A 23,094-nucleotide genomic window follows, 5' to 3' on the forward strand; every position below is an offset into this window, starting at 1 on the left:
CCGTCTACCGGTCGGAGAGCTGCCGTCATAGCATGCCCGCAGAACAACAACTCGAGGTCGACATGACACTTTCCGAACTGATTCAAGCCGCGCGTGCCAATCCGCAAGCTCTGGTAGTTCCCGCCAGTTGGGGCCAAGGTCGCGCCGGCTTCGGTGGCCTGGCCGCCGCGCTGGTCTTCGAAGCCATGCAGGCGCGCGTTCCGCACGACCGGCCGGTGCGCTCGTTGGCGATCACGTTCGTCGGCCCGCTGCAGGTGGATAAACCGGTCAGCCTGGAAGCCGAAGTGCTACGGGAGGGTCGCGCGGTGAGTCAGGTGTTGGGTCGCGCCGTGCAGGACGGCCAGGTCGTGACGCTGGTCCAGGGCAGCTTCGGCGCGCCGCGTGAGTCGGCCGTGCGCGTCGAAGCGGAGCCGGCGCCGGAGCTACCACCGGTCGAGGCCTGCCAGGAATTGCCCTACGTGCCGGGTGTGCCACCCGAATTCACTCGGCATCTGGCGATGCGTTGGGGAATCGGCGGCTTGCCATTCTCGGGTAACCGGTCACGGGAAATGGGTGGTTGGGTCCGCCAGCGGGGCGAGGTGATACGAGAGCGGGTAACCGTCTCGCACCTGTTGGCATTGGTCGATGCCTGGCCTCCCGCGGTATTGCCGCATCTCAACGGGTTCGCACCGGGTAGCTCGCTGACCTGGACGATCGAGTTCGTGCAGCCCCTGCCCACGCTCGACACCCACGAGTGGTGCCGTTATCGGGCGATCATCGAGCATGCGCAGGATGGCTATGGGCACTGCGCGGCGGGCCTGTGGACCGCCGCCGGAGAACTTGTTGCGCTGAGCCGTCAGACGGTGACGGTGTTCGGGTAGCGGCTAGAGCTTGAGCTGCTGGATCGCCTTGCCCAGGTCGCCGGACAGCGCTGCCAGTTCAACGCTGGTATTGGCCGAGGCGACGGTCTGCTGGACGGTCTGCTCGGTCACGTCGCGGATGACGGTGACAGCGCGGTTCAGCTCTTCGGCGACGCCGCTCTGCTGCTCAGCGGCGACGGCAATCTGCGTATTGCTCTCGCGCATCTGCGCGACGGCCTGGGTGATGGCCTCGAGCGCAGTGCCGGCTTCGCGGGCCTCGCGCACGCAGTCATCAGCTTTCAGCGAGCTGTCCTGCATGAACTCGACCGCGTCGCGGGTCATCGCTTGCAGGCCCGTCACCATCTGGGTGATTTCTTCGGTCGAGAGCTGGACGCGTTTGGCGAGGTTGCGGACTTCATCGGCTACCACCGCGAATCCACGCCCCATCTCGCCGGCGCGCGCCGCTTCGATGGCCGCATTGAGCGCAAGCAGGTTGGTCTGCTCAGCGATGTCATGGATCACGCCGACGACACCATTGATCTTCTGGCTGTCTGCAGCCAGTTGGCCAATGGTTTCCGCAGTCTGCTGGACGCCCAGCGACAGCGACGAGATCGATCGCTCAACCCGCGCCACGACCTGCTGTCCCTCGCCGGCGAGCCCGTCTGCGCGTTGAGACTGGTCACGCGTGGCGCGCGCATGTTCCGCGATGTGATGAACGGTGGCCGTCATCTCGTTGATCGCTGTTGCCGCCTGATCGGTTTCGTTCTGTTGCCCGATCATGCCTTGGCGCACCTCGCTCATGCTCGACGCTAGCCGGCCGGCGCCGTCATCCAGCCGAGTCGCCGCCTGCGCCACGGTCCCTACGATCCGCTGATAGCCGGCCTGCATGGCGTTGAAGGCACTGGCCATCTGGCCCACCTCGTCGCGGCTGTCGAGCGGCACACGCATGGCCAGATCGCCGCTGCGCTCGACCTGCAGCATGACGTCCTTGAGGGTGTTCAGATGGCTCAGCAGGAAACGGATCAGCAATTGCGAGGCGGCCAGCAGGACGAGCATTAGCACGGCAACGGCCGCTGCATAGCTGAAGAAATGAGTACTCAACAGCTGCCAGACGCTGGGCGATCGGGCCACGACCGCCAGTGTGCCGTTCGCCCCGGCATTCACCAGCGCGGCGCCAATGACGGGCGACTCGGAGAGAAACCGATCATGCTCAAGGTCGACCCACCCACGGGTCGCTGGCAGGCTTTGGCCGTCGATCCTGATCGGCTCTCCTGCAGCGGCACGGACGATCTCATCCATGACCGGTGCCGGAGCGTCCTGGGGCCAGGTCTGCAGGACGGCGGCCATCCGCTGCGCATGCATTCTGGCGTCCTGGCTGCGCACGTCCTGTTCGAGGTGCAACGCGAACACCACCAACATCAGGCTGATGGCGAAGCTCACCATGTTCAGGGCCCAGAATTTGTACTTCAGCGACAGGTCACGTATCCAAAGAAACATGGCGGCCCTTTCTTGTCTGGTAGGGGGAGGGGGTTGCTCAGCCGTACGATGAGAACCCGTTCATATAACGGCAGGTTGCCCGGTGGCTTGAGGGTCAGCCTGTCTCGATGGTGTCCAGCCGGAAAAAACGCCGCGCGGTTGCCGTGGTATGTCGGGCAAGCTCAACCTCGGTTTCACCTCGGTGGCGTGCGACTTCGCGTAGCACCTCAGTCAGGAAGGCCGGCTCGTTGTGGCCGCTTTTTGGCTTGGGCCGTAAGGTACGGGGCAGCAGATAAGGAGCGTCGGTCTCCAGCATGAGCCGGCCGGCAGGAATATCGCGGACCAGCGGGTGCAGATGCGTTCCGCGGCGCTCGTCGCAGATCCAGCCGGTGATGCCGATGTGCAGGTCCATGTCGAGGTAGCCATAGAGCGCGCGCTTTTCCCCGGTGAAGCAATGAATGACAGCCGCGCTCAGCCGATCACGGAAGTGGCGAAGCAGCTCGATCATGCGCTGGTCCGCGTCGCGCTCGTGAAGGAACACGGGGAGGCCCGTCTCGGCAGCCAGCTGAAGGTGTTCCTCCAGTACGCGTTCCTGCTGCGAACGAGGCGAGAAGTCGCGGTTGAAGTCCAGTCCACACTCACCCACCGCACGTACCTCGGGCTCCTTCAGTAGGCCGTTGAGCTCGGCGCCGCTCTCGGCTGTCCACTGGCTCGCATCGTGCGGGTGAACGCCAGCGGTGCAAAACAGGCGTTGCCGGCTCTCGTCCAGCTCCTGGCAGAGGCGTTGCGCCGTTTCGCTTTCCTCAAGGCTGGTGCCGGTCAGGATCATCTGCCCGACGCCGGCCGCGTAGGCGCGCTCCAGCACGGCGACGGCGTTCTTCAACAGTGAGGGGTGGGTCAGATTGACGCCAATATCGACCAGTTGCATGCGGTTCTCGCTTATGAAATCAAAATATAACGTTATTTTTCAATTGGTTGTGATTCGTTCTTGAGGTGATTGATCGCATTCGGCTGGCGGCGTTTCGCTCGCTGTGAGAACCTTCGCCGCTTGGCGCGGCCCAGCCCCGCCTGGCCACCCCTCTTTCGAGCCATTCGATGATCCGACTGCTGCCCTTGCTGCTCTGCCTGTTGGCGCTGGCGCCCTGGCCGGCGACTGCCCGCGTTGTGGGGCCGGTCGCTTGTTGGCAAGCGGGCGATACGGTACGCGATCTGGCCGAGATTCGCCGCAGCGGTGTGTTGCGTGTGCTGGTCAACCAGAGCCGTAACAGTTCGGGTGAAGTGAAGGGCGAAGCCATTGGCGTCGAATATGTGCGGCTGCGTGCCTTCGAGCAGTTCCTCAACCGCAGCGGTAAAGGCATGCCGATCCATCTGGAAATCGTGCCCAAGGCCAAGGACCAACTGCTCGCCGCGCTGCAGCGTGGGGAAGGTGATCTCGTCGCACCCGGCGAGCTGCTCGACTCGGCTGGCGTGCGCAAGGTCAGTCGCAGCAGGGCGGTGGTCCCCAAGGTTTCGATGATTCTTGTCGGTCGCCAGGGCGGCCCGCGTTACCAGCGGCTTCAGCAGCTGTCGGGCCGTAGCCTGGCATTGCCTGCCGGGAGCGCCGCCGGGCCGTTGCTGGCGCAACTGAACCAGGAGCTGATGGAGGCCGGAAAGTCGCCGATTGCGATCGAATGGGTCGACCCGACGCTGGCGGTCGAGGATGTCCTCGAGATGGTGCAGGCAGGTATCTATGCCGCCACGGTCGTCGAAGACAGTATCGCCAAACGCTGGGCCAAGGTGATGCCTAAGCTGCGCCTTGAAACGGCGCTGACGCTCGGCGAGCCGGCCGACATGCATTGGTTCGTGCGGCAGGATGCACGGACCCTGCGCGCCAGGGTCGACCGTTTCCTCGAGCGCTACAGCCCGCCAGACAACCAGGATGCGGCATTCGTGAGGGTCTACCGGCGGCTGTATCGGGTTCAGTATCCATTGGATCGCCTGGGCCGGCAGCGGCTGGAAAAGGTCCGTCCAACCTTGCAGCGTTACGCCCAGCAGCAGGAGCTCGACTGGCTCAACCTCGCCGCGGTGGCGTTCAAGGAGTCTACGCTCAACCCCGCCGCCCGGGGTGCGGCGGGCGCAACCGGCCTCATGCAGGTGACGCCCACGACGGCCCGCAGCATGGGCGTGCGCGATATCAGCTCGCTGGACAACAACGTCTTGGCCAGCGCGAAGTACCTGACAAGTATCCGCCGGCAGTTTTTCGCCAGTGCCAGGCTCAACGACCGCGAGCGGATGGCCTTCGTGCTGGCCGCATATAACCTCGGCCCGCAGCGTGTCCAGAGCCTGCGTGCCGAAGCCCGACGGCGCGGGCTCAACCCGGATCAATGGTTCTTCCAGGTGGAACGCGTCGCGATGGAAACCATGGGCATGGGCGTGGTCAGCTACGTCAATGCAGTGAACAAGTACTACCTGGCCTATTCGCGCGAGCGCTACCTGCTGGAAGGGGCCCCGCAAAGCGCTGCGAAATAGCGTCAGTGGCGCTTCTGCGCGATCCGCTCTTCGGAAGCAGCCAGGCGCAAACGCTCGGTTTCGTCGAAACGTTCACGGGCGAGCAGGGTGATCGCGGTGTGCTTGTCCGCCTGGCTCAAGCCCCGGCTGCGCTCGATGCGCGCCTTTTCCTGCTGATAGCCGGCGAGTCGCGTGCGCCAGGCCTGTCTTTCGAGATCCAGCTTCTCCAGTCGGCGAGTCGCCTCGTTGCCGACCAGTTGCTGGCGCAGCGCGCGCAAGGCCTCCGGGGATCCTCCGGTGGCCCGCAGCGCACGGGTCTGCTGGTTCAGCTCCAGATGCATGGCCGGCGTCAGGGCATCGAGCATCGCTGGCGGCAGGCTGCGCTTGAGCTGGTCGAGCGCTTCTCCCTTGGCAGCGGCATCCAGCTGCGGGTCGTGACGTATGGCCAGCCGTTGCAGGGTGAAGCGATCCAACGCCTCCTCGTCAGCAAAGAAGGCTCGATGAGCCTCTTCGCTGAACAGAGTTTCGCGCAGTTGCTGTGCGGCATGCAGTCGACTGCGCAAGCCTTCCAAATCCGCCTTGAGCGGATGCGTCTGCTCGAGCACCAATAACTGGCGCCGATAGTCGAGATAACGGCCTAGCAGGTCGAACGCCTGGCCGCGTGCGGGCTGTGCCAGCTGCGTCTCGAGGTGCCGGCGCAGGCGCGCCACGCTCGTCTTGAGCGGTTCCTCTCCGAAGGTGCTGAGGAAATAGTCGAAGACCTGCCTGACCTCCCGGTCGACCAGCAGGTTGCCTGACGAATCCGTGCGCAGGGTTCCGTCCACTCGGGTTCCGCTAAGAGAAGCCGGTAGCCGCGCCAGGTCCGGGGCCGGCGCAGGCGGCGTCTCACCTTCATGCTTGGTCGTTGCTGCGTTCGGAGCGGCGCCGGCTTCGGCGGCTGGCTGATCGATCAGGGGCCTGTCTGCGTCCTGATCGAGCACAACGAGACTGACGCCCACGACCAGCAGGAACAACGGGAAAAGAATCTTCATCGGCTCGATGCCCTCGCACAGGTATCCGGGGCCTGGATGGCCCCGTCGATGCTTAAAGCCCTGCGTTCTTCAAGCGATTGGCGTGCTGTCGATAGATGCTGACCGGGTCGGTCTCGAACAGGCTGGTCAGGCCGAATACCTGGTTGACCTCGTCCAGATGGTTCATGCGGTAATTGTCGCGGATGACCATGCCCAGATGAGAGCTGCAGCGGCCCACGAGTCCATCGGTCGGGCCTTCGAAAGCCAGTGATGCGGCGCCCATCATGGCATCACTGACATCCAGCGGGTTGGTCAGGGGGCTGGTGCCGCTCCAGGAGTAGTAGCGAACGCCATTGACCTTGTACGCGCCTTCGCCACATTCGGTAGTGGGCACGCCTTGCGGGTACTTGGCATTGAAACGGGCGGCTCCCTCGCTGTTGAGCGATTCCAAGCTGCCGAGGGAGTTCTGCGGCGCCGTGCTGCTACTGCCGGAAAGGAAATTGATCAGCGCGCCCATGCCATTGACGAGGCCTGCAACGATGGCTTCTTCGGTGGAACCCTCGGGAATCCTGCGCAGCAGGTCCGCTACGTCCGAACCCTTGTGCGGACCGCCGACGCTGGTGACCGATGCGACCAGATCCGGCCTGACGGCGGCGACATAGCGGATCGTGGGGCCTCCATGGCTGTGGCCGATCAGGTTGACCTTCGGCTTGCCACTGATGGCGACGATTTCCTCCACCTGGGCCAGCAGTTCTTCGCCGCGCAGTTCGGACGTGTTGAGCTGGCTCACTTCAGTGACATAGACCTGCGCGCCGTCGCGCCTCAGCGCGGCAGGAATGCCGTACCAGTAGTCGACGCCCAGCAGGCTGTCGAAGCCCAGCATGCCGTGCGCCAGGACGATTGGGTAGCGAGTCTCGGTATAGCCGCTGGAGCCGAACAGGCTGGCGTTAACCGAGCCCGAGGCGGAGAGGGCAACGCCAAGGGTGAGGGCAAGCATTTTCTTGTTGTTGTTCATTGAGGCACTCGTCTTTGGGTATCAAGCTCCCGGCCCGTGGGGTCAGTGAATGACTCGGCTCGAACGGACGAAGGCTGCAACCGGGGCCCCGGGGAGCGTCCCCGGGGTGCAGCCGCGAAACAGCGCAAGCCTTGGCTCAAGTGGTCACCGACCATACAGGCCCCCTGAGCGGTCCTTCGCCTTTTCACCGCGCCCCGCGCGTACTGCCGCTTCAGTACCGCAGCTATCGTGCCAGCCTGCACGGCAGGAGCCGTAATCCGCTCTAGCGCCTTGATGTACATTCCGTTTGGGCGAGGTTGGCCGCGCGGGTTGAAGCTCAATAAGTGTTACCAGGCGGAACGTGTGCGCAGCATTGTGTTCTATCGCGACATTCGGCGCTCAAATCGGAGCGTTTTCGACGTAAATCGTGACCTATAAGTCTTTTTTCTACCGCAAGGTCACGAAGCCGATTGGTCACGGATAGTCGATCGAGACGATGTACCAGTATTTCGGACCTGTCGGTGTCTGGACCTGCACCTCCGCATCCAGCGGTTTGCCAACGAGGGCTCGTGCCAAGGGCGAATCGATGCTGATATGCCCGATCTTCAGGTCCAGCTCATCCGGGCCTACGATCCGGTAACGGGCCTGCTCGCCGTCTTCATCCTCGAGCGTCACCCAGGCGCCGAAATACACCTTGCTGGCATCGCTTGGCCGATCGTTCACTACCTTGAGCTTTTCCAGCCGCTTGGTCAGGAAGCGGACCCGACTGTCGATTTCACGAAGCATCTTCTTGCCGTAGGTGTATTCGGCATTTTCCGAACGATCGCCTTGGGCTGCCGCTTCGCTGACCGACTGGGTGACCTGCGGGCGTTTGACATGCCAGAGTTCATGCAGCTCGGCGCGCAGTCGGGCTTCGCCTTCTGGCGTGATCAGCGGGGTGCCCGCGGGGCGGGGTGGGCGGTAGCGGCTCATGGATCTTCCGGTTCTGTCGGTTGTCGCTGCGCGCTGGGGTCAGCTTTCACGCAGCACGTTCAATGGGCTGGCGTTGAGCGCACGTCGGGTTCCGAGCACGCCGGCCGTGCCAACCAGCACGGCACCTATCAGGGGCAATGTCAGTAGCCAGGGGTGCGGTTGCCACTGAAGGTCGAAAGCGAAACGATAGAGCAAGGCGCTCACCAGCTCGCATCCCAGCGCGGCCAACGCGCCGCTGGCTGCACCAAGCACGCCGAACTCGGTGCGCCTTGCCCGAATAAGCAGCCGGCGTTCGGCGCCCAGTGCCCGCAACAACGCACCCTGGCGAATACGTTCATCCAGCGTGGCTTGCAAGCCGGCGAACAGAACCGCAAGGCCTGCGGCCAAAACGAACATCAGGACGTACTCGACCGCGATGGACACCTGCATCAGGATGCTGCGTAACTGCGACAGCAGGGCGTCGACCTGTAACAGCGTGGCGGACGGAAAGTCGCGGGCCAGCTTGACCAGCTCTCGCTCCTGGCCGGCGGGCAGGTAGAAGCTGGTCATGTAGGTTGTCGGCATGTCGCGCAGGGTGCCGGGCTCGAAGATCATGTAGAAGTTTGGCTGGAAGCTGTCCCAGTTCACTTCACGCAAGCTGGTCACGCTCGCATCGCGCGTGATGCCACCGACGGTAAAGCTGAGCCGGTCGCCGAGTGACAGTTGCAGGCTTTCGGCCAGTTCGGCTTCGACCGACACGCCCGGTAGCTCGCCGGGTTCGCCGCCCCACCATCGGCCGGCGCTGAGCCGGTTGTCGGCGGGCAGGTCTTGCGACCAGGTGAGGCTGAGGTCACGGCGAATCGCGCGCTCGCCCTGACTGTCCTTGGTGACCTGCTGGCGAACCGGTTCTCCGTTGATCGCCACAAGCCGCCCCGGCACGACCGGGTACAGGGGCGCGGCGTGGTCCGAAAGCGCGGCGATGCGGCCGGCAAAGGCGTCGCGCTCGGCCGGTAGCACATTGAGCACGAAGTGATTCGGTGCGTCCGCTGGCAGTTGGTCCTGCCAGGTGTCGAGCAGTTCGCCACGCAGCAATGCGATCAGGGCCATCGCGAGAAGAATCAGGCCGAAGGCCAGTGATTGGCCGGCCGCGGCAAGCGGATGGCGTAGCAATTGGCCCAACCCCAGGCGCCACGGCAGCGCTGCGCCGGAAAGCATCTGGCGCAGGCCTCGCAGGGTCAGCAACAACAGGCCACCAAGCACCACCGTCGCCAGCAGACCTCCGCCGAGCAGCGCAAGAGTGATGCGCAGGTCCAGGCTCAGCCGCCACATGATTACGCCCAGCGCGGCTACTGCCGTGCCGTAGACGAGCCAGGAGCTGGCGGGGACCGGCAGCATGTCGCGGCGCAGCACGCGCAGGGGCGGAACACGACCGAGAGCGGCGAGCGGTGGCAGGGCAAAGCCGGCCAGTGCCACGAGCCCGGTTGCCATCCCCGCGAGCGCCGGCCAGAGAGTAGCAGGCGGGATCTCGTTGACGATCAACTCTCTCAGCAGGTGGAACAGTCCGAGCTGGGCGACCCAGCCCAGCAGGGCGCCGACGGCACAGGCGAACAGGCCTAGATAGCCTAACTGGAACCCGTACAGCGTCAGAGCCTCGCGCCGCGAGAGGCCCAGGCAGCGCAGCAGCGCACTGGCGTCGAAGCGACGTGCCGCGAAGCGTGCGGCGGACAGCGCAACGGCGACGCCAGCCAAGAGCACGGCAGCCAGGCTCGCCAGGTTCAGGTAGCGCTCGGCACGGCCCAGGGCGCCACCAATCTGGCGATTGCCGTCCTTGGGTGTTTCAAGGCGCTGGTTCGGCTCGAGCGTAGGGCGGACCGCGCGCTCATAAGCTGCGAGCTGTTCACCTGGGCCGCGCCACAGCTCGCGGTAACGCACACGGCTGCCGGGTTGCACGACACCAGTCGACGCGAGGTCATCCAGGTGCATGAGCACTCGAGGGGTAAGACTGTAAAAGTCGCCCACCCGATCGGGCTCGTAGGTCAGGACGCGAGTGAGGCGCAGCCTTTTGTTGCCGACCTCGATGTCGTCACCGATGCTCAAGTCCAGCGCAGCGAACAATCGGGCCTCTGCCCAGGCTTCACCCGGGCCGGGGCCCTGGCTCGGCTGCTCCGCCTCGTAGGGCGCCGGTGCACTGCGAAGCGTACCGCGCAGTGGGTAGTTGCTATCCGCGGCCTTGACGCTGGAAAGCTGCAGGTTTTCGTCGGTCGCGATGACGCTTGAAAACTCGACGACCTGCGAATGATCCAGTTGGAGGTTGCGTCCGATTTCGATTTGTTCCGGCTCAGCCGGTGCGCTGCCCCGCAGGACCAGGTCGGCACCAAGGAATTCGGTCGCGCGTAGCTGCATGGCGTCGTTCAGGCGTGCCCCGAAGTAACCGATGGCCGTACTCGCGGCCACAGCGATGACCAGGGCGAAGAACAGGACCCGCAACTCGCCAGAGCGGGCGTCACGCCACAGTTGGCGCAGAGCGAGCTTGGCCAGTCGACTGGCGGGAACCGACCTCATGCGCTTTGGCCGCTGATCTGGCGGCCTGCTTCGAGGCGGATCGAATGCTGGCAGCGGTGTGCCAGGCGTTCGTCATGAGTGACCAGCACAAGGGTGGTGCCTCGCTCGCGGTTCAGTTCGAACAGCAGCTCGGTAATGGTTGCGCCGGTGTGGCTGTCGAGATTTCCGGTAGGTTCGTCAGCGAAGAGGACATCGGGCTCGGCGGCGAATGCGCGTGCCACGGCAACGCGCTGTTGTTCGCCACCGGAGAGCTGTCGCGGGTAATGGTGCAGGCGAGAGCCAAGTCCGACACGGTCCAGCAGCCTGGTCGCCTGCGCTTCGGCGTCCGGACGACCGTGCAGCTCCAGTGGCAGCATGACGTTCTCGAGTGCGTTGAGGCTGTCCAGCAGCTGGAAGGATTGAAATACGAAGCCGACATGTTCGGCCCGAACCCTGGCTCGCTGGTCTTCGTCCAGCGAGCCGAGCAGGTTACCGGCGAGACGTACTTCTCCGGTGCTGGGCAGGTCCAGGCCTGCCAGCAGGCCGAGAAGAGTCGACTTGCCCGACCCCGACGTGCCGACGATAGCCAGGCTGTCACCTTTGGCGAGGTCCAGGGAAAGGTCTTCAAGGATCACCAGCTCGCCTTCCGCGCTGGGTACCACTTTGCTAAGGTTCCGGGCATTGAGAATGCTGGCGCTCATGGAGAATCCGATGCGAATGTGGCTGAAAGGTGGGGTTCTGCTGCTGTTGTGCTGGGCGCAAGGAACTGCGGCAGGCACGCTGCTGGTGGTCGGGGATAGTATCAGCGCCGCTTTCGGCCTGGAAACCAGTCAAGGTTGGGTGCATCTGCTCGAACAACGCCTGCAGCAGGAGGGGCTCGATCACCAGGTGGTGAATGCCTCGATTACCGGCGACACCACGGCTGGCGGGCTCTCCAGGCTGCCTGTGCTGCTCGCCGAGCACGACCCCGAGCTGGTGATCCTGGAGCTGGGGGGCAACGATGGGTTGCGCGGCCAACCACCGGCGCAAATGAAACAGAATCTTTCGCAAATGGTGGCGCTGTCCCGCGAGTCGGGCGCCCAGGTCTTGCTGCTTGGCATGCGTCTACCGCCCAACCTTGGCCAGCGCTACACGAGCGCCTTCGCCGGCGTGTTCGACTCGCTTGCCGAGGAGAAGCAGCTCGCCTATGTACCGTTTCTCCTCGAAGGTGTCGGTGGCGTCTCGGGGATGATGCAGGCCGACGGCGTACACCCGACCGCGGATGCCCAGCAAAAGCTGCTGGAAAACGTCTGGCCGGTGCTCGAGCCCTTGCTTTGATACGTGGGCGCGGCTACTGTCGCGCCCCTTGATTGGAGCCTTAGATGCCGCGGCCAGCCTGGACCCTTTTCGCTTACAGAATGATCGTGCCCGACGAGCAGTTCGACCTGTTCGCCTGCCGTGAAAATCGCTTTCATCTGGCGCTGCGGCAGCTCGAACTCAACGGTCAGGTCGATCGCACCCTCTGTGGTGGTTTTCTTCCGGCTCAGCCGCGCTGGGAGGATTTGCAGCGACCGGCACTGAAGGATCGGCGCCTATGCGCGGCCTGTCGCGACGCCCTGCAGGCGCAGCGTCGCGGCCTTCCGTCTGCCGCGAACGTCTGGTAGCTCGGCGTCTCCGTTGGCTTCGCGTACAATGGCCAGCAATTTCCATCATCCTCGTTCCAAGGAATTCTGAATGCTCTCGCGCGCGTTTGCAGTCGCCTCCTGTGTGTCTATCGCTGCTCTGCTGGGTGCAGGTCAAAGCGCTGCGCTTGAACTGCCATTGCCACCGGAAGGCGAGGACGTGGTTGGCCAGATCCAGGTGGTCAAGGCCAGGTACGAAGACACCTTTGCGGCGCTGGGCGAAGCGCATGATCTCGGCTATCTGGAGATGGTGGCGGCGAATCCGGGGGTTGATCCCTGGCTCCCCGGCGAAGGGACGGACATCATTCTGCCAACGCGTTTCATCCTGCCGCCAGGACCACGCGAAGGGATCGTCATCAACCTGCCTGAGTACCGTCTGTACTACTACCCCAAGGGCGAGAACGTGGTGCATACCTTCCCGCTGGGCATCGGTCGTGAAGGGTGGGGGTCGCCCGTAGGCAACACCCGCATTTCAGCCATGACCAGCAATCCGGCCTGGTACCCGCCGCAGTCGATCCGCGATGAGCACGCTGCCGAAGGTGACCCACTGCCTAAGGTCGTACCACCGGGCCCGGATAACCCACTCGGGCCGTACAAGATGAATCTGGCCATCCCTGGTTATCTCATTCACGGTTCCAACAAGAAATTCGGGATCGGCATGCGGGTCAGTCATGGTTGTTTCCGCATGCTCAACCACAACGTTCTTGAACTGGCCGGACTGGTGAAGGTGGGGACGCCGGTTCGTATCATCGACGAGCCTTACAAGTTCGGTTTGAGCCAGGGCAAGGTCTACTTGGAGGCGCACACGCCGTTGCAGGACGAAGACCACCACATGACGCTTATGGACAAGCACGCAGTCGTGATCAATACGCTTCTCAAGCGCGACGAGGCGGCCAGTGGACTGCAACTGGATTGGGAGATGATTCGCGAAATCGTGGCGGGAGAAGACGGCCTGCCGATTCAGATTGCCGATCAGGCCCAGGCGCTGGCGGCGGCAGAGGACGAACAGATTTTCTGATGCCGTAGTCCGCCGCGGCTGAATGACACGCATAAAAAAGCCGACCTGTTTGCAGGTCGGCTTTTTTTCGCCTGAAAGCTTACTTGCGGCTGGCGCGTTCCAGCATGCGCAGGGCGCGCTCATTGGCTTCGTCAGCAGTCTGCTGAGCCTTCTGAGCAGCCTGCAGAGCCTCGTCGGCCTTGCTGTACGCTTCGTCAGCGCGAGCCTGAGCACGGGCAGCAGCATCTTCGGTAGCGGTCAGACGGGCTTCGCTTTCCTTGGTCATGCTGTTGCTGCAACCAGTGGCCAGTACTGCGGCGAATGCCAGAGCAGAAAATTTCAGAACGTTGTTCATCGTGTTCCCCTTAAGGATGGAATCCATGGCAACTTCCGTTATGGAAAGTTGGCGCGCACATACTACCTATTAGTTGCGCTAAGTAAACTGAGTCAAGCAGCAACTGCACAGTTTTTTCTGCAAACTCGTTTCGTGCAACGTACCCACTGATTGGAATGCTCAAAAAGCATCCAGCCGGTGCTCGTTGCGCACGCTACATGGACCGGCAGCGCACCGGAAAGTTGCACTTCGTCCGGCGCAGGGATATATGAATCCGGCTTGGCGAAGTGCGGTTAGATGCATCAAAGCGTTTGTCGCCGTGCAGGGCTGGCAGTAGGATGCGGGGTCAACTAACAACAATGAAGCAAGCACGCCTCGTCGGCGTGACCTTCGCCATTGACAGGCAAACACGCCTGCTTGGGAGGCCATATGAGCGAACAGCTGACTATCCGCCACGACCGGACGGGCCACCAGTTCGAAACCACGGTGGACGGCTATCGCGCGTACCTGGCTTATGTCGATCTTGGCAAGCAGACGCTGGATATCTATCGCACCTTCGTTCCGGATGCGCTTCGGGGGCGCGGGGTCGCAGCTGCGTTGACTCAGCATGCGCTCGACTATGCCGCCCGGGAGGGATTCACCGTCATTCCTTCGTGTTCGTATGTCGAACGTTACATGGAGCGCCAGGCAGGCGAGCGGGATGACGCTTGATTAGGTGCAGGCAAAACTGAAAGACCCCGCCAAGACGGGGTCCTTTCCAACTCTCTGCGACATCAGCTCCGGGTGCGTTTTGGCAGGATGTCCTTAAGCTTCTGGTGCATGCCTCGTATCGCTTTTTCCGTTGTCTCCCAGTCGATACAGGCGTCGGTGATGGATACGCCGTATTGCAGGTCCGCCAGATCTTTCGGAATTGACTGGTTGCCCCAGCCCAGGTGGCTCTCGACCATCAAGCCCACGATTGAGTTATTGCCTTCTAGGATCTGGTTGGCGACGTTGTCCATCACCAAGGGCTGAAGGGCCGGATCCTTGTTCGAGTTGGCGTGGCTGCAGTCGACCATGATGTTCGGACGGATGCCAGCCTTGTTCAGTGCCTGTTCGCAGATCGCGACGCTGACCGAATCGTAGTTCGGCTTGCCGTTGCCGCCACGCAGGACCACGTGACCGTAGGCGTTGCCCTTGGTCGTGACGATCGAGACGCCACCGGATTGGTTAATGCCGAGGAAGCGGTGCGGGCTGGATACCGATTGCAAGGCGTTGATCGCGACGGTCAGGCTGCCATCGGTGCCGTTCTTGAAGCCGACGGCCGAGGAAAGGCCGGATGCCATTTCCCGATGCGTCTGGGATTCGGTGGTGCGCGCCCCGATTGCGGACCAGCTGATCAGGTCCTGCAGGTACTGCGGAGAAATGGGGTCGAGCGCCTCGGTGGCGGTCGGCAGGCCCATTTCCGCCAGGTCTAGCAGCAGCTGTCGGCCGATGTGCAAGCCATCCTGGATCTTGAAGGAGTCGTCCATGTAGGGATCGTTGATCAGGCCTTTCCAGCCGACCGTCGTGCGCGGTTTTTCGAAGTAGACACGCATCACCAGAAACAGACTGTCGGCGACTTCTGTCGCAAGACCCTTCAGGCGTTCGGCGTACTCGTGTGCGGCTTTCAGGTCATGGATGGAGCAGGGGCCCACCACTACGAACAAACGATGGTCCTTGCCGTCGAGGATGTCGCGCACGACCTGGCGACCTTTCGAGACCGTCTGGAGCGCAGTCGCGGTCAATGGAATTTCACGCTTGAGCTGGTCCGGAGTAATCAGGGTCTCGTTGGACGCAACGTTAAGGTCATCGATCGGTAAATCAGCCATCGTGTTACTCGTCAGGATCACGGATGCCGTCCGCCAGCCATCCCGGTGCGGCGGATCAGAGCGTGGGGCGCAGCGGGAAAGCGGAACCTTAGCGCGGATGCTCCGCCCCGACAATGGCCTGGAAGTCTTACGGGCCGGATACTGGGAAGGAGTGGCTGGACGCTGTTACTGTTTCGCCTCGCGCATCCGCGCAGCGGTTGTTCCCTGACATCGTATGGAGAGTTTCATGACTGCGACCGGCCCGAGCATCGGCATCATAGGTACAGGCGCGATTGGCGGCTTCTACGGCGTTCTGCTGGCTCGCGCCGGCTACGACGTGCACTTCCTGCTGCGTAGTGAATACGAGGCGGTCATCGAGAACGGCTTGCTGGTGAACAGTGCGATACACGGCCGCTTGCATCTCGACGGCGTACAGGCCTATCGAGACGCTGCCGACATGCCGAAATGCGACTGGGTGCTCGTCGGTGCAAAAAGTACCAGCAACAACGCCCTGGCGCCGTTGATCGCGCAAGCCTCCGCCGAGCATGCCAAGGTCGTGGTCCTGCAGAACGGCCTTGGCGTGGAGGATGCACTGCGGCAAGCACTGCCCGAGCGTGTTCATCTACTCGGCGGGCTCTGCTTCATATGCGTCCATCGTTCAGCGCCGGGTGTCGTCGAACACCAAGCCCTGGGCGGTATCAACCTCGGCTATCACTCCGGTCCCGCGACTGATCTGGAACAGAAAGCACTGGTCGAGGAAGGGGCGGCCATGTTCCGTAAGGCCGGCGTTGACTCCAGCGCAGCGCCGAACCTGGCGCAGGCGCGCTGGCAGAAGCTGGTCTGGAACATGCCTTACAACGGCCTCTCGGTTTTGCTGAACGCGGGCACCTCCAGGCTGATGGGCAATCCTGACAGTCGTGCGTTGGTCAAGGCGATCATGGAGGAAGCCTGCGGTGCGGCCGCCGCTTGTGGTCACCCGCTGCCCGAGGTGCTGGTGGAGCGGATGCTGATGGCCACCGATCACATGCCGGACTACCTGCCGAGCATGTACCACGACCACAAGGAGAGGCGGCCGATGGAGCTGGATGCAATCTACGCGGCGCCACTGGCTGCGGCGGAGCAGGTCGGCTTAGCGATGCCTCGCGTGGAGTCTCTGTACCGCGCGTTACGCTTTCTCGATGCAGAATCCGGTGCGCGGCAATGAGGCCGCTGGACGGCGTATTGGTCCGGTAGTGCTTTTCCGGCGGCCTGCTAAGCTCATTTCATGCCGGTTCGGTCCGATTTCGCTGCACGGCGGTGGGCGCGTTCATATACCGCCAGCGTTCTGGTTGACCGGCGTCTCATTCGATGAGAGACGTCCGTGGAGCGTCGGGCCAACTTGAGCGATATACCCTAGAATCCGCACGACGGCTGCAACGGTTATAAGAAAAGGGTGGCGTGCAGCGCCATGGTCTCGAGGGATCTCTATGAAGCTTCAGCAACTGCGTTACATCTGGGAGGTGGCGCATCATGACCTCAACGTCTCGGCGACCGCGCAAAGCCTGTTCACCTCCCAGCCTGGCATCAGTAAACAGATTCGCCTGCTCGAAGACGAGCTCGGCGTCGAAGTGTTCGCCCGCAGCGGCAAGCACCTGACACGTGTAACGCCTGCCGGTGAGCGGATCATTGCCACTGCCGGCGAAATCCTGCGCAAGTGTGAAAGCATCAAGCAGATCGCTCAGGAGTTCTCTAACGAGAAACGCGGCACCCTCAGCATTGCCACGACCCATACCCAGGCACGTTACGCGTTGCCGCCGGTGATCAGTCGCTTCATCAAGCAATACCCCGATGTCTCGCTGCACATGCACCAGGGAACCCCCACTCAGATTGCCGAGATGGCCGCTGACGGTACCGTCGATTTCGCGATCGCCACCGAGGGGCTGGAGCTGTTCGGCGATTTGGTCATGATGCCCTGCTATCGCTGGAATCGCTGCGTGGTCGTGCCACAGGATCACCCACTCAGCAAACGGGGCAAGTTGACGCTGGAAGCGTTGGCCGAGTACCCGATCGTGACGTATGTGTTTGGCTTTACCGGGCGTTCGAAGCTCGACGAGGCCTTCAGTCACAAGGGGTTGTCACCCAAGGTGGTCTTCACCGCCGCCGATGCTGACGTGATCAAGACTTACGTTCGCCTGGGGCTTGGCGTGGGCATCCTGGCGCGGATGGCCGTCGACGCCCAGCACGACCCCGATCTCGTCGTGCTCGATGCCAGCGAATTGTTCGAGCCAAGCGTCACCAAGATCGGGTTCCGCCGCGGCACCTTTCTCCGAGGATTCATGTGCGACTTCATCCAGACGTTCGCGCCGCACCTCGACAAGGACATGCTCGAGCGTGCCGTGCAGTGTCGCAACAAGGCCGAGCTGGATGCCCTGTTCGAGAACGTGGAGTTGCCGACGTTCTAGCGCGCAAGCGCTCGCGCCCTTTGTGATTCCATCCAGGAACCACGAGCGCGATACGGCGCGTCAGCTTTTCGCAATGAGATTGCCGGCGTGGAGCCCGCATTCTTTTTGCGTCGATTCCTCCCACCACCACCGCCCCTCGCGCTCATGCTGGTTCGGCAGGACTGGGCGGGTGCAGGGTTCGCATCCGATGCTGATGAATCCACGCTCATGCAGGCTGTTGTAGGGAATCTCCAGCATGCGGATGTAGCCCCAGACCTCCTCGCTGGTCATTTGGGCGAGGGGGTTGAATTTGTACAAGGTGTTCTCGGGCGTGGAAAACGCCGTGTCGATTTCCAGCACCGACACCTGGCTGCGAGTGCCGGGGCTCTGGTCGCGTCGCTGGCCTGTAGCCCAGGCGCGTACGCTGGAGAGCTTGCGGCGAAGGGGCTCGATCTTGCGGATGCCGCAGCACTCGCCATGACCGTCGCGGTAGAAGCTGAAGAGGCCTTTCTTGTTGACCATGGGCTGTAGCAGCGCGGGATCGGGCGTCATGATCTCGATGGCGATACCGTAGTGTTCGCGTACTTGCTCGATGAAACGGTAGGTCTCGCTGTGCAGGCGCCCTGTGTCGAGGGTGAAGACCTTGACGCTCTTGTTCAGCTTCCAGGCCATGTCCAGCAACACCACATCTTCGGCGCCACTGAAGGAGACCCAGAGGTCATCGCCAAACAGGTCGAAAGCGAGTTGGAGAATCTGTTGCGGGGACTTGCCGGCATAGGCGGTGGCCAGCTCGGCGACATCGATTGATTGGCTCATCAGGCGGTTTCCTAATCTGGCGCTGTGCGCTCTTTGCAGGCCGGGGATGGTAGCAAAGCCGCTTTATTCCGCTAAATAACCTTTAGGCTTCCATACCCATTCTTCACGGAATAAGCGTTGCGTTGCGTCCCTCGGGGCATGCCGTTAGAGTGCCGGCTCCAATTTTTCTGCTTTGAGGAGTGGCCCCGTGGAAATTGCCTGTCTCGACCTGGAAGGTGTACTGGTTCCGGAAATCTGGATCGCCTTTGCCGAGGCCACCGGAATCGAGTCGCTTCGGGCGACGACGCGCGACATCCCCGACTACGACGTGCTGATGAAGCAACGCCTGCGGATTCTCGACGAGCACGGGCTCAAGCTCGCTGACATTCAGAAGGTCATCTCGACACTGACGCCGCTGGATGGCGCTGTCGAGTTCGTCGACTGGCTGCGTGAGCGGTTCCAGGTCGTGATCCTGTCGGATACCTTCTATGAGTTCTCCCAGCCGCTGATGCGTCAGCTCGGCTTCCCGACGTTGCTCTGCCATCGCCTCATCACCGACGATTCGGATCGGGTCGTGGATTACCAGCTGCGGCAGAAGGATCCCAAGCGTCAGTCGGTCATCGCGCTGAAAAGTCTGTATTACCGTGTGATCGCGGCAGGCGATTCGTATAACGACACCACCATGCTGGCCGAGGCGCATGCCGGTATTCTGTTCCACGCGCCCGACAACGTCATCCGCGAGTTCCCGCAGTTCCCGGCCGTGCATACCTTCGATGCGCTCAAGCAGGAATTCATCAAGGCGTCCAACCGCAAGCTGAGCCTCTGACCGAGCCCCGGGTGCGCCGAACGGTCAAGGCTCGGCGGCGCACTCCAGCGTTCTCATCAATACCCCGACCTTGTCCATTGACTCGCGATACTCGGCCTGCCAGTCAGAGTCCGCGACGATGCCGCCTCCACCCCAGCATGTGGCCTGCCCGTCCTTCATCAGCAGCGAGCGGATGGCAATGGAGCTGTCCATTTCTCCTCGCACATCCAGATACAGCAACGATCCGCAATAGATCGACCGGCGAGTAGGTTCCAGTTCGTCGATGATCTGCATGGCTCGAATCTTCGGGGCACCGGTAATCGATCCGCCAGGGAAACTGCCGGCCAGCAGATCCAGGGCGTCTTTGCCGGGCGCCAGGGTGCCGGTTACGCAGCTGACCAGATGGTGGACGTTCGGGTAGCTCTCCAGGCTGAAAAGCTCGGGCACTCTGACGCTGCCGGTCTGGCAGGTGCGTCCCAGGTCGTTACGCAGCAGATCGACGATCATCAGGTTTTCGGCGCGATCCTTGGCGCTCGCGAGCAACGCCTGGGCCTGTTCGGCATCGGCGCGGGGATCGGCGTGACGAGGGCGGGTTCCCTTGATCGGTCGGGTTTCGACTTGGCCCTCGCTCAGACGCAGGAACCGCTCAGGCGAAAGGCTCAGGATGGCATCGCTGCCCAGCGAAACAAAACCTGCGTAAGGAGTAGGGCAGGCCGCGCGGAGCCGCCTGTAGGCTTCCCACGGGTCGCCCTCGTAAGGCGCGCGGAAGCGTTGGGCGAAGTTGACCTGATAACAGTCGCCGGCCGTGATGTAGCGATGGATGCGTTCGATCGCCTGTCGATATTGGTCGGCTTGCAGGTCGGGCTCGAAGCGCCCGCGCAGGCGAAAGGAGCTGGGCGCGGTGAGCGTCTCGGCGCCGAAGAGGCGAATGATTCGTTGACGCTCGCCATCGGCCAGCGTTGGATGGAACACCAACTGGCAAGTCCCCAGATGGTGGTCGCTGACCAGTGCCCAGGAATAGAGTCCGAATCGGGCGTCCGGCAACGCGAGGTCGTCGTTGGACAGTCTTTTCAGGCGCTCCAGCCGCGCGCCAAAGTCGTAAGCGAGGAAACCCAGCAAGCCGCCAACGAAGGGCAATGCAATGCCCTTGGGGGCTTGCGCCGGGCCAAGCATTCGCGTGGTCGCGCGCAGGCGCTCGAAAAATGCGCCGCCAGACTCGTCAGGCCATGGCTCGACGACTTCCAGTGGCCATGCGCTCAACAGGTCGTAGCGGCCTCGTGTGGCGGTCGGGCGGCCGGAATCCAGCAGAATCGCGCCTGGCGCGTGGCGAACCCGCTCGAACCAGGGCGCCGGATCGGCGAGGTAGGGTAGTGGGTATATCGAACAGGAGGGCATTCGAGTCGTTCGGTTGATGACCCGGCGTTCGCCGGGCCAGGGTCAGGCGTGGCTGGGAATGTGGCCGAACAGCTCCTGGGCGAAGCGGACGCGCTCTTCGGGCGTTTCCTGGACACCTTTTTCCTTGAGCGCCTCGATGCGGTTCTCGATGGCATGGGCGCGGTGGGTCAGGCCGCAGTCGTTGGCGATCTGGATGTTCAGGCCGGGGCGGGCGTTGAGCTCGAGGATCAGCGGGCCCTTGTCCTGATCCAGCACCATGTCGACGCCGATGTAGCCGAGCCCGCACAGCTCGTAACAGCCGGCGGCCAGCTTCATGAAGCCGTCCCAGTTGGGCAGCTGTACGCCATCCACCGCGTTGGTCGTGTCGGGGTGCTTGGTGATCTTGTTGTTCAGCCAGGTACCGCGGAGTGTGATGCCGGTCGCCAGATCGACCCCGACGCCGATGGCGCCCTGGTGCAGGTTTGCCTTGCCGCCGGATTGGCGGGTCGGCAGACGCAGCATCGCCATCACCGGATACCCCATGAGCACGATGATGCGAATGTCCGGGACGCCTTCGTAACTGATGCTCTTGAAGATCGGATCCGGTGTGACGCGGTACTCGATCAATGCGCGGTCACGGTGGCCACCCAGCGAGTAAAGCCCGGTGAGGATGTTCGAAATCTGATGCTCGATTTCCTCGTGGGTGATGATCTTGCCGGACACCGTGCGATAGCGCCCCTCGAAGCGGTCGGCGATGACCAGGATGCCGTCACCGCCTGCGCCCTGGGCGGGCTTGACCACGAAGTCGACGTGGTCCTTGACGATATCCCTGAGCTTGTCGATGTCCTTCTCGGTTTCGATGATCCCGTACAGCTCCGGCACGTCGATGCCGGCCTCGACCGCCCGTTCCTTGGTGATGATCTTGTCATCGACGATTGGATACAGGTGGCGCTTGTTGTACTTGAGCACATAGTCCGCATTACGGCGGTTGATGCCCATGATGCCCTTGGCTTCAAGGGCCTTCCACGTCTTGATCAGACCGAACATGGCTCAATCCTTCAGAAAGGCTTTGAATCGGAACAGCTCGGTCAGGCGATAGCCGCGGTAGCGACCCATCGCCAACATGAAGCCCACCATGATCAGCAGCACGGCCGGGAAGGTGAAGATGAAGTAGGTCAGCTCCGGGATGCTCATCAGCAAGTGCGCGAGCGTGGCGGCAATCAGGGTACCGACGGCGACCTTGAAGGCATGGCTGGCGCCGCGCTCTTCCCAGGTGATCGACAGACGCTCAATGGTCATCGTCAGGATCACCATCGGGAACAGGGCCACCGACAGGCCGCGTTCCAGGCCCAGCTTGTGGCTGAGCAGGCTGATAACGGCGATCAGCACCACCACGAACGTCAGGACTACGGACAAACGCGGCAGCATCTGAAGCTTGAGGTGCTCGAGGTAGGAGCGCAGCGAAAGGCCGAGCGCGGTGATCAGGGTGAACAGAATAATGCCGAAGCCCAGCTGGGTTTCGCGGAAGGCCAGCGCAATCAACACCGGGGTGAATGTGCCCAGTGTCTGCAGGCCGCCCAGGTTCCGCAGAATGAGGATCACCAATACGCCGATCGGGATCATGATCATGATCTGGTAGGTCTGCTGGGTCTGCAGTGGCAGGCCGTATAGCGAGTACTCGAGGAAGTCGGCGTCCGTGTTTTCGTCCGTCAGCTTGGCCAGGCGGATGGCGTTCATTTCACTGCTGTTGAGCGTGAAGGTGACCTGCGCGTTGCGGCCGCCTTCGAGGCTGAGCAGCGGGTCGTCACCTGTCCACCAGATCAGGCGATCCTTGGGCAGGCCTTGCTCGCCGTTCTCGGGGTTGAAGTAGAGCCATTTGTCGCCGTTGAAACTGCGCAACCAAAGTTCAGGGGACTGCGCCGTGTCGGCGGCCAGGCGAATGGTATGCACACGCTCCATCGGGACGTGCGCAATGGACAGCAGCAGTTCGACCACACGTGCCTTGTTGGCAGTCGAGGCGTCGCCGCCAAGCAGCAGCCTCACATTGTCGTCGTTGGCATTGTTGACGCGCTTGATGGCCTCGCTGATGAAGGTCTCGACGTCGGCCGAATGCTGGCGGATCGGCGAAAGCAAGGCTTCTGCGGCGATCTTTTCGGCGCCTTCGACCGGGATGCTGTCGCGGAAGATGGGGCCGGTGGTCTTGGTCTGCTCGCCGCTGTAGCGGCGCGTCAGCACCAGGCGGTAGTAGAGGGTCTGGTTGCCGTTCGCGCGGCGTGCGGACCAGGTGACGCGGCGGTTGCCGTCGGCGCGGTTGATGCTGACGCCATAGTTGTTCGAGATGAAGCTCTCGTTGAGGCTGACGAATTCCTGGGTCAGTGGCGGCACGTACATCTGCAGCTTCACCGGCTCGCGCGCGTTGGTCTGGAATTCGATCTTGGCGTCGATGTTCCACAGATCGTCCGTCTCGTCTTCGGTCACGGGAATGCCGAGGAAGAAGATCTGGTACGCCGTGATCGCGACTCCCAGCGTGACGAGCAGGAAGATCAAGACTTTGAGGTGCAGGGTCAGGGAGCGCATTGGG

The 23,094-nt window shown here is 62.6% G+C and carries 22 protein-coding genes; 9 read left to right on the forward strand and 13 right to left on the reverse strand.

Features of this window, described 5'->3' with window-relative positions:
• Positions 1-62: 62 nt before the first annotated feature.
• Positions 63-860 (forward strand): acyl-CoA thioesterase, encoded by a 798-nt coding sequence (locus MST27_RS08370; RefSeq protein ID WP_243605510.1) that lies wholly within the window; start codon positions 63-65, stop codon positions 858-860.
• Positions 861-863: 3 nt separating this feature from the next.
• Here MST27_RS08370 and MST27_RS08375 read toward each other — a convergent pair whose 3' ends face one another.
• Together MST27_RS08375 and MST27_RS08380 are read right to left on the reverse strand one after the other, a co-directional pair.
• Entirely contained in the window at positions 864-2,336 is a 1,473-nt protein-coding gene (locus MST27_RS08375; RefSeq protein ID WP_243605511.1) for a methyl-accepting chemotaxis protein, read from the reverse strand.
• A gap of 94 nt (positions 2,337-2,430) precedes the next feature.
• Positions 2,431-3,243: a TatD family hydrolase gene (locus MST27_RS08380; RefSeq protein ID WP_243605512.1), complete on the reverse strand. Its 813-nt coding sequence runs from the start codon at positions 3,241-3,243 to the stop codon at positions 2,431-2,433.
• A gap of 167 nt (positions 3,244-3,410) precedes the next feature.
• On the opposite strand from MST27_RS08380, the gene MST27_RS08385 reads away from it, so the two are divergent.
• Positions 3,411-4,823: an MltF family protein gene (locus MST27_RS08385; protein WP_243605513.1), complete on the forward strand. Its 1,413-nt coding sequence runs from the start codon at positions 3,411-3,413 to the stop codon at positions 4,821-4,823.
• Between the two features lie 2 nt (positions 4,824-4,825).
• Here the strand turns inward: MST27_RS08385 and MST27_RS08390 are convergent, their stop codons facing one another.
• The 5 genes from MST27_RS08390 to MST27_RS08410 form a co-directional block, all read right to left on the reverse strand.
• Entirely contained in the window at positions 4,826-5,833 is a 1,008-nt protein-coding gene (locus tag MST27_RS08390; RefSeq protein ID WP_243605514.1) for a lipase secretion chaperone, read from the reverse strand.
• Between the two features lie 52 nt (positions 5,834-5,885).
• Positions 5,886-6,827 carry a triacylglycerol lipase gene (locus tag MST27_RS08395; protein ID WP_243605515.1) on the reverse strand — a complete coding sequence of 314 codons (942 nt, stop codon included), beginning with the start codon at positions 6,825-6,827 and terminating at the stop codon, positions 5,886-5,888.
• Positions 6,828-7,280: 453 nt separating this feature from the next.
• A complete protein-coding gene (gene greB, locus MST27_RS08400) occupies positions 7,281-7,778 on the reverse strand; it encodes a transcription elongation factor GreB (protein ID WP_243605516.1) in 498 nt (165 codons plus the stop codon).
• 39 nt (positions 7,779-7,817) lie between these two features.
• Complete coding sequence (locus MST27_RS08405; RefSeq protein ID WP_243605517.1) at positions 7,818-10,319, reverse strand: ABC transporter permease; 2,502 nt, start codon at positions 10,317-10,319, stop codon at positions 7,818-7,820.
• Positions 10,316-10,999: an ABC transporter ATP-binding protein gene (locus MST27_RS08410; protein ID WP_243605518.1), complete on the reverse strand. Its 684-nt coding sequence runs from the start codon at positions 10,997-10,999 to the stop codon at positions 10,316-10,318. The genes MST27_RS08405 and MST27_RS08410 overlap by 4 nt, the downstream gene beginning before the upstream one ends.
• A gap of 10 nt (positions 11,000-11,009) precedes the next feature.
• Here MST27_RS08410 and MST27_RS08415 point away from each other — a divergent pair, with 10 nt between their 5' ends.
• The 3 genes from MST27_RS08415 to MST27_RS08425 all read left to right on the forward strand — a co-directional run bounded on the left by MST27_RS08415 (position 11,010) and on the right by MST27_RS08425 (position 12,977).
• Entirely contained in the window at positions 11,010-11,615 is a 606-nt protein-coding gene (locus MST27_RS08415; protein WP_243605519.1) for an arylesterase, read from the forward strand.
• A 44-nt stretch (positions 11,616-11,659) separates the two neighbouring features.
• Positions 11,660-11,941 carry a hypothetical protein gene (locus tag MST27_RS08420; RefSeq protein WP_243605520.1) on the forward strand — a complete coding sequence of 94 codons (282 nt, stop codon included), beginning with the start codon at positions 11,660-11,662 and terminating at the stop codon, positions 11,939-11,941.
• Positions 11,942-12,011: 70 nt separating this feature from the next.
• Positions 12,012-12,977 (forward strand): L,D-transpeptidase family protein, encoded by a 966-nt coding sequence (locus MST27_RS08425; protein ID WP_243605521.1) that lies wholly within the window; start codon positions 12,012-12,014, stop codon positions 12,975-12,977.
• A gap of 79 nt (positions 12,978-13,056) precedes the next feature.
• On the opposite strand, the gene MST27_RS08430 is transcribed toward MST27_RS08425, so the two are convergent.
• Entirely contained in the window at positions 13,057-13,311 is a 255-nt protein-coding gene (locus MST27_RS08430) for an Lpp/OprI family alanine-zipper lipoprotein (RefSeq protein WP_014853168.1), read from the reverse strand.
• A gap of 408 nt (positions 13,312-13,719) precedes the next feature.
• Here MST27_RS08430 and MST27_RS08435 point away from each other — a divergent pair, with 408 nt between their 5' ends.
• Entirely contained in the window at positions 13,720-14,001 is a 282-nt protein-coding gene (locus tag MST27_RS08435) for a GNAT family N-acetyltransferase (RefSeq protein WP_243605522.1), read from the forward strand.
• A 62-nt stretch (positions 14,002-14,063) separates the two neighbouring features.
• Here the strand turns inward: MST27_RS08435 and MST27_RS08440 are convergent, their stop codons facing one another.
• On the reverse strand, positions 14,064-15,140 hold the full coding sequence (locus MST27_RS08440) for a 3-deoxy-7-phosphoheptulonate synthase (protein WP_243605523.1): 1,077 nt from the start codon (positions 15,138-15,140) through the stop codon (positions 14,064-14,066).
• A gap of 226 nt (positions 15,141-15,366) precedes the next feature.
• Here MST27_RS08440 and MST27_RS08445 point away from each other — a divergent pair, with 226 nt between their 5' ends.
• Both MST27_RS08445 and cysB read left to right on the forward strand, forming a co-directional pair.
• Entirely contained in the window at positions 15,367-16,323 is a 957-nt protein-coding gene (locus MST27_RS08445; protein ID WP_243605524.1) for a putative 2-dehydropantoate 2-reductase, read from the forward strand.
• Positions 16,324-16,585: 262 nt separating this feature from the next.
• Positions 16,586-17,560, forward strand: a complete 975-nt coding sequence (gene cysB / locus MST27_RS08450) for an HTH-type transcriptional regulator CysB (protein ID WP_243605525.1) — start codon at positions 16,586-16,588, stop codon at positions 17,558-17,560.
• Between the two features lie 60 nt (positions 17,561-17,620).
• Here the strand turns inward: cysB and MST27_RS08455 are convergent, their stop codons facing one another.
• On the reverse strand, positions 17,621-18,355 hold the full coding sequence (locus MST27_RS08455; RefSeq protein WP_243605526.1) for a phosphoadenylyl-sulfate reductase: 735 nt from the start codon (positions 18,353-18,355) through the stop codon (positions 17,621-17,623).
• A 187-nt stretch (positions 18,356-18,542) separates the two neighbouring features.
• On the opposite strand from MST27_RS08455, the gene thrH reads away from it, so the two are divergent.
• Entirely contained in the window at positions 18,543-19,160 is a 618-nt protein-coding gene (gene thrH / locus MST27_RS08460) for a bifunctional phosphoserine phosphatase/homoserine phosphotransferase ThrH (RefSeq protein WP_243605527.1), read from the forward strand.
• 24 nt (positions 19,161-19,184) lie between these two features.
• Here thrH and pabB read toward each other — a convergent pair whose 3' ends face one another.
• From pabB to rloB, 3 genes are read right to left on the reverse strand one after another with little or no spacing between them, the layout of a single operon-like run.
• A complete protein-coding gene (gene pabB / locus MST27_RS08465) occupies positions 19,185-20,534 on the reverse strand; it encodes an aminodeoxychorismate synthase component I (RefSeq protein ID WP_243605528.1) in 1,350 nt (449 codons plus the stop codon).
• A gap of 42 nt (positions 20,535-20,576) precedes the next feature.
• Positions 20,577-21,560, reverse strand: a complete 984-nt coding sequence (locus MST27_RS08470; RefSeq protein WP_243605529.1) for an alpha-L-glutamate ligase-like protein — start codon at positions 21,558-21,560, stop codon at positions 20,577-20,579.
• 3 nt (positions 21,561-21,563) lie between these two features.
• The gene (rloB, locus tag MST27_RS08475) at positions 21,564-23,090 is read right to left on the reverse strand and encodes an osmotic stress tolerance membrane protein RloB (RefSeq protein ID WP_243605530.1); all 1,527 of its coding nucleotides are present in this window, start codon (positions 23,088-23,090) and stop codon (positions 21,564-21,566) included.
• Between the last annotated feature and the right edge of the window lie 4 nt (positions 23,091-23,094).

The sequence above is a fragment of the Stutzerimonas marianensis genome, assembly GCF_022810315.1.
Classification (GTDB): Bacteria; Pseudomonadota; Gammaproteobacteria; order Pseudomonadales; family Pseudomonadaceae; genus Stutzerimonas; species Stutzerimonas marianensis.